At 70.9% G+C, this 6,222-nt stretch carries 4 protein-coding genes and 1 pseudogene; 2 read left to right on the top strand and 3 right to left on the bottom strand.

The window, feature by feature from the left end:
• Positions 1-135 precede the first annotated feature (135 nt).
• Entirely contained in the window at positions 136-1,626 is a 1,491-nt protein-coding gene (locus AC1D01_RS16830) for a CYTH and CHAD domain-containing protein (protein ID WP_477868197.1), read from the top strand.
• Positions 1,627-1,632: 6 nt separating this feature from the next.
• Here AC1D01_RS16830 and pgm read toward each other — a convergent pair whose 3' ends face one another.
• Positions 1,633-3,288, bottom strand: a complete 1,656-nt coding sequence (gene pgm, locus AC1D01_RS16825; RefSeq protein ID WP_477868195.1) for a phosphoglucomutase (alpha-D-glucose-1,6-bisphosphate-dependent) — start codon at positions 3,286-3,288, stop codon at positions 1,633-1,635.
• A 206-nt stretch (positions 3,289-3,494) separates the two neighbouring features.
• On the opposite strand from pgm, the gene AC1D01_RS16820 reads away from it, so the two are divergent.
• Positions 3,495-4,547: an HrpF/NolX family T3SS translocon protein gene (locus tag AC1D01_RS16820; RefSeq protein ID WP_477868193.1), complete on the top strand. Its 1,053-nt coding sequence runs from the start codon at positions 3,495-3,497 to the stop codon at positions 4,545-4,547.
• A 180-nt stretch (positions 4,548-4,727) separates the two neighbouring features.
• Here AC1D01_RS16820 and AC1D01_RS16815 read toward each other — a convergent pair whose 3' ends face one another.
• Positions 4,728-5,891 carry a hypothetical protein gene (locus AC1D01_RS16815; RefSeq protein ID WP_477868191.1) on the bottom strand — a complete coding sequence of 388 codons (1,164 nt, stop codon included), beginning with the start codon at positions 5,889-5,891 and terminating at the stop codon, positions 4,728-4,730.
• Between the two features lie 18 nt (positions 5,892-5,909).
• A pseudogene (locus AC1D01_RS16810) lies at positions 5,910-6,222 on the bottom strand (hypothetical protein); the annotation flags it as partial.

Below are 6,222 nucleotides of genomic sequence, written 5' to 3'. Positions count from 1 at the left end.
GGACCGGGGCGACGAGGTCGCCTCGTCCGACACCGGTTCGCCGGGCGGTGACCTGCCGACGCTGCGCGCGCGCTGGCACACTGGCTGGGACCGCTGGCGTGCACGCCTGACCCGAGCCAAACCCTGATTTTCCCCATGCATGAGATCGAGCTGAAGTTCCAGATTCCCGAGACCCGATTCACGCACCTGCGACAGCGCTTCCTGCAGGGCCGCACCGAGGCCGTGCGGATGCAGGCGCATTACTTCGACACCGCCGACGGCCGTCTGGCCCGCCACGAGATCGCGTTGCGCCTGCGGCTCGAAGGCACGCGCTGGGTGCAGACGCTGAAGGCCAGCGGCGCGCACGGCGTGTCGCGGCTCGAGCACAACGCCGAACTGCCGGTCGACGCCGTGCGCAGCGGCGCACCGGCCATCAACCTCGATCGCCACCGCGGCTCGCCGGCGCACCGGCGGCTTCTCGACGTGCTGGGCGGCGTCGCCCTGCAAGAGGTGTTCCGCACCGAGGTCGACCGCGTCGTGCGCGTCTTCACGCTGCCGGGGGGCACCGAGGTCGAAGCGGCCCTCGATGTCGGGCAGGTCGTCGCCGGCACCGCGATGCACCCGCTGCGCGAGATCGAATTCGAATGGAAGGCCGGGCCGCTGCAAGGCCTGTTCGCGCTGGCCTCCGACTGGGTCGGCGAGCATGGCCTGTGGCTCGACATCGTCTCGAAGGCCGAGCGCGGCAGCTTGCTGTCGCACGGGCAGAGTCACCCGGCGGCGGCGCGCGCCAAGCCGCCGCAGCTGGCCGCGGACGCCGATGGTCCGGCCCTCGCGCGGGCTGCGATCAGCTCCTGCCTGGCCCAGGTGCTGCGCAATGCCAGCGCGGTCGCCTCCGGCAGCCGCCAGCCGGAGCACGTGCACCAGCTGCGCATCGGCCTGCGGCGCCTGCGCGTCGTGTTGCGCGAGATGGCGCCGCTCGACTGCGGGCTCGACCCGGGCTGGGAGGCGCCGGTGGCCGCGTTGTTCCGCGTGCTCGGCGTCGACCGCGACCAGCAGATCCTGGAGGACGAGACCGCCGATGCGCTGGTCGCCGCGGGCGCGCCGCCGCTGACGCGGCCCCGACTGCCGGCGGATGCCGGGCCGATCGAGGCGCGGGTGCAGCATGCGGATGTGCAGCAGGTGCTGCTGGCGGTCCAGGCCTATGCGATGGAAGCGTCGGCGATGAGCGGTGGCGCACACGACGGCCCGGCCGTGGCGGCCATCGGCGAACGCCTCGATGCCTTGCTGCGCCGCCTGATCGGGCATTCACGCGGCTTCGTCGACGCGCCGGCCGACGACCAGCATGCGGTGCGCAAGGAACTGAAGCGCCTGCGCTACCTCGCCGAGTTCATCGCGCCGCTGTACCGCGACAAGCCRGTCGCGCGCTTCTTCGAGGCCCTGGCGCCTGCGCAGGACGCGCTGGGAAGCCACAACGACCTGGCGGTGGCGCTGGAGGCCTATCGCGARCGGGCCGTCACCGAACCCGAAGCCTGGTTCGCCGTCGGCTGGTTGGCCGCGCAGCAGGCCCGTTCGGCCCGCGCGGCGCGCAAGGCCCTGAAGCGCGCCRGCCAGGCCGAGCCGTTCTGGCACGGCAAGCTGCAGCGCTGAACGCGATCAGCGGGCGAGCGCCGCGTCCACCACCCGCTGCGCCTCGTCGAGCAAGCGCTGCAGGTGCGCCGCATCGCGGAAGCTCTCGGCGTAGATCTTGTAGATGTCCTCGGTGCCCGACGGCCGCGCCGCGAACCAGCCGTTCGCGGTGACCACCTTGATGCCGCCGATCGCCGCGCCGTTGCCCGGCGCCTGGCTCATCACCTGCACCACCGGGTCGCCGGCCAGCTCGGTCGAGCGGATCTGCTGCGGCGACAGCGCGGCGAGCTGCTGCTTCTGCGCCGCCGTCGCGGCTGCCGAGATGCGGCCCGCCACCGGCCGCCCGAGCGCGCCGGCCAGCTCGTCATAGACAGCGCCGAGGTCGCGGCCCTGCGTCGCGGTGATCTCGGCCGACAGCAGCGCGGCGGCGATGCCGTCCTTGTCGGTGCTCCAGGCGCTGCCGTCGCGGCGCAGGAAGCTCGCGCCGGCGCTTTCTTCGCCGGCAAAACCGAGGCTGCCCTTCAGCAGCCCGTCGGCGAACCACTTGAAGCCGACCGGCGCATCGAACAGCGGGCGGCCGAGGCGCGCGGCGATGCGCTCGATCAGCTGCGTCGTGACGACGGTCTTCGCGATGCCGATCTCGCGGCCCCAGGCCGACCGGTGCCGGAACAGGTGCTCGATCATCAGCGACAGGTAGTCGTTGGGCGGCAGCAGGCCGGCGCCCGGCGTGACGATGCCGTGGCGGTCGTGATCGGTGTCGCACGAGAACGCGATGTCGAAGCGGCCCTTCAGCGCAACCAGGCGCTGCATTGCGTACGGCGACGACGGGTCCATGCGGATCTGGCCGTCCCAGTCGAGCGACATGAAGCCGAAGGTCGGGTCGACCTCTTCGCTGACCACGGTCAGGTCGAGGCGGTAGCGCTCGGCGATCGCGCGCCAGTAGTGCACGCCGGCGCCGCCGAGCGGATCGACGCCCATGCGCACGCCGGCCGCGCGCACCGCGTCGAGATCGACCACCTGGCCGAGCTCGCCGACGTAGTGCTGCAGGTAGTCGTGGCGGCGCGTGGTGTCGGCGCGCAGTGCGCGCGCGGCCGGCATGCGCTTCACATCCTTCAGCGCGGTTTCGAGATGGCGGTTCGCCGCGGCCTGGATCCAGCCGGTCACCGTCTCGTCGGCCGGGCCRCCATGCGAGGGGTTGTACTTGAAGCCGCCATCGCGCGGCGGGTTGTGCGAGGGCGTCATCACGATGCCGTCGGCCAGGCCCTGGCCCGACACGGTGCGCCCGCGGTTGTGCACCAGGATCGCATGCGACACCGCCGGCGTCGGCGTGAACTCGTCGCGCTCGGCCAGCATCACCGTCACGCCGTTGGCCGCCAGCACCTCGAGCGCCGTGGCCGCGGCCGGTGCCGACAGCGCGTGCGTGTCGACGCCGAGGAACAGCGGCCCGTCGATGCCGGCCTGGCGCCGGTGGTCGCAGATGCCTTGCGCGATCGCGAGCACATGCCATTCGTTGAACGAGCGGTCGAGCGACGAGCCGCGGTGGCCGGAGGTGCCGAACGCGACGCGCTGCGCCGGCACCGAGGGATCGGGCCGATCGTCGGCGTAGGCGGCGAGCAGCCGGCCGACATCGACCAGCACCGAGGCGGGGGCCGGCTGCCCGGCGAGTTCGTTCAATGTGCTCATGCGATCGATCATAGGGAGCGGCTTGCCGGCCCAGGTGTCGCCGTGTGGCGGGCAGGGGCATTCCAGGGGCGTTTCGCGTGGGCGGCCGTCGCTTCGCATCGCGCGTGCCGGTGTGCGCGACCTCGTCCTTAAGGTAGGGAACCGTTCGCCGGATTCGATCGCTGCGCCGCAGCGGGCCGCAGCGATGCATCGAAAGTGCCTCGATCATGAAGATTCAGTCCACACCACTGTTTCAGGCCGGGGCGCCATCCRCATCGGCCACCGGTGCCGCCTCGCAGGGCGGGCAGCAGCACGGGGCCCTCATCGACCAGGTGATGGGTGGCCTGAAGCTCCCGAGCCTCACCCTCGGCGGCAAGGATGACGACAGCGAGGAGCCCGGCATGTCGGCGTCGTCGCTGTCGGCGATGCGCTCGCTGCCGCCGATGCCGCAGGCCCAGCCGCAGCAGGCGCTGGCGGTGCCGCAGGGCCAGGCGAGTGCGACGCAGGGCGCGCAGGGGGGCCAGGGCGGCGGTGGCGGTCCGGTGATGCCGTCGGCCAATGACAAGGCGCCTCCCGGTGCCTCGGCGCAGAGCATCGTCGATGGCAACCCGACGCTGAAGAACCTGGGCAACCAGAGCGGCGTGAAGGACAACCTGAAGAAGCAGTGCGGCGACTGGGACGATCCGGCCAAGAGCCCGCAGGAGCGGGCCGACGCGGCACAGCGTGCGTCCAACGTCGTCAGCTGGGTCAAGGGTGCGAAGGACCGCGACGGCGACGTGCGCCCCGCTGACGTGACGAAGAACGGCAAGATCGAAGGCTTCACGAAGGATGGCGACGCGCGCCACGGCACCGAGGCCGGCCTGCTGCAGGACTTCGGCAAGTACGGCTACGGGCACCTGAAGGCCGACCAGCGGCTCGACCAGACCAACGACGGCCATGTGAAGAAGAACGGCACGAACATGGACAACGCCGAGTACATCGGCCACAAGATCCTCGATGGCCTGTCGAAGGCCTTCAACTTCATCGGCGACCTGATCAAGAACACGCTCGGCAAGATCCCGGGCCTCGGCAAGGTGTTCTCTGCGCTGGGCGAGCTGGGCGCCAAGGCGATCGGCGGCGCGCTGCACGTGGCCGACACCGCGGTGATCGGCGGCGACGTGAAGAAGGCCGGCGTCGAGATGGGCGCGAGCCTGACGGAAACCGCCGTCGGCTTCGTGGACCCGACGGGCCTGGGTGCCAAGGCGGCCGGCGACGCGGTGCGCGGCAGCTACAAAGGTTGATGCGGTGAACACTGTGCTTGCACACAGTACTGTATGAAGATACAGTTCGCGCCTCGGAGGTCACCCATGTACGCAGAACTTCGCCAGAACTATCGTCCCCGCGGCCAGCGCATTCCCRCCTGGGTTGTACGGGTGTGGCGCTGGCTTTGATGACGACCCGGCGTTCGGCCCGCCCGCGCCTCAGCGGTTCAGTGTGTCGACCTGCCGCTTTGCTTCATCCACGTCCTTGTTGAGCTCGGCGAGGTAGCGGCTGCGCTCCTCGCTGCTCCATTCGGCATCTGAAAAGCTGTCGAGCGCATACGCCTTGCTGGTGTGCACGGTGCCGGCCTGCCGCGGCAGCATCGCGCGGTCCGGAAAGCGGTCGGGCACCAGCAGGAATCCCTGCACATCGCGCAGCGTCAGCGGAAAGGCCGGCCTGCCGTCGCGCACCAGCTTGCCGAACAGGCGCAGCCTGAACTCCTGCTCGCCGACAGCCACCTCGTCGTTGAAGCTCAGCAGCGCGAACGGCTTGCCGGCCGCATCGTCGACGCGCGCACTGACGACATAGCGGCCGGGCTGCGCCACCCGTGCCTTCAGGAAGAAATCGAGCGAGCCCGCCTGCAGCGCCTCGCGCACACCGGCCCATTCGGCGGGCACCAGCGGGTTGTAGACCAGGTCGAAATTGACGTTGCCCAGCTGGCCCGACTGGTTCAGGTAGGCCTGGATGCGGATCGTGCCGGCGAACTCCGCAAAGCCCTGCGTTGACGGCTGCAGCACCGCGGCCAGGCTGCCGTCCGCGGCCTCGGTGAACGTGACCGGCACCTGCGGCAGGCCTGAGGGCCGGCGCGCATCAGGGAGGTCGAACGCGACGGCGCGCGTCACCAGCAGCGGCAGCGGGCGATCGTCGTCATCGACGGCCCGCACCGTGAGGCGCACCGATTCGGCGCCGCTCGCGAACACCCGGTCCTGCGTGCTGCGCACGCGCACGCCCTTGGCCGGYTGGCCGCCGGGCGTGCGCAACGGCATCTCCTCGGCCACCGGATCGAACGGCCGCAGCTGGTCGGGATGCTCGGACAGCGGGCGCGCCTCGTGCGGGTAGCGCGTCGAGGTCTTGTACTTGGTGAGCGTGTCTTCAGAGCGCGCGAGCCGTTGCTGCCACAGGTCGAGCTGCGCGCGGCGCGCCTGCACCGCACTCGCGCTGAATGACGCCGGCCGCGGCGCGACCGGTGCTGCAACCGCGGCCACGGCCACCGGGGCAGGCGAGGGTGCCGGCACCTCGGCCGGTGCGTCGCGCCCGAAGCTCAATGCCACCAGCAGCGCGACCCCCATCGCGCACGCGGCGGCGACCAGCGCCGGCTTGCCCATGCGGTGTTGCCTCTCAGGTCAGCGCGCGTTCGTCGCCATGTCGGCGCGGACTTTGGAGACGACCCCGCCCCAGTTCTTGTTCGTGTAGTGGTTGTAGGCCTCGGCATCGTCGCGGAACACCACCGAATGGTTGCTCCACTTGGCGCGCCCGCCTTCGTTGTTCGCGGTGCCCAGCGTCAGGTCGTTGCACAGCCAGTCGCTCGGGTTGCAGAAGCTCGCGCCCGAGCTGCCCGAGACGCCGCCGCTGGAGTGGTACGCGACGACCTCGTCGTCCTGCCCCGGCAGCACGAAGGAGTACAGCGTGCCCTTCGAGCCGGCGTACATGTAGAAC

Source organism: Rhizobacter sp. P3_B12 (assembly GCF_056402895.1).
Note: the sequence above shows the minus strand (reverse complement) of the source record. Positions and strands in the feature narration are given on the sequence as shown.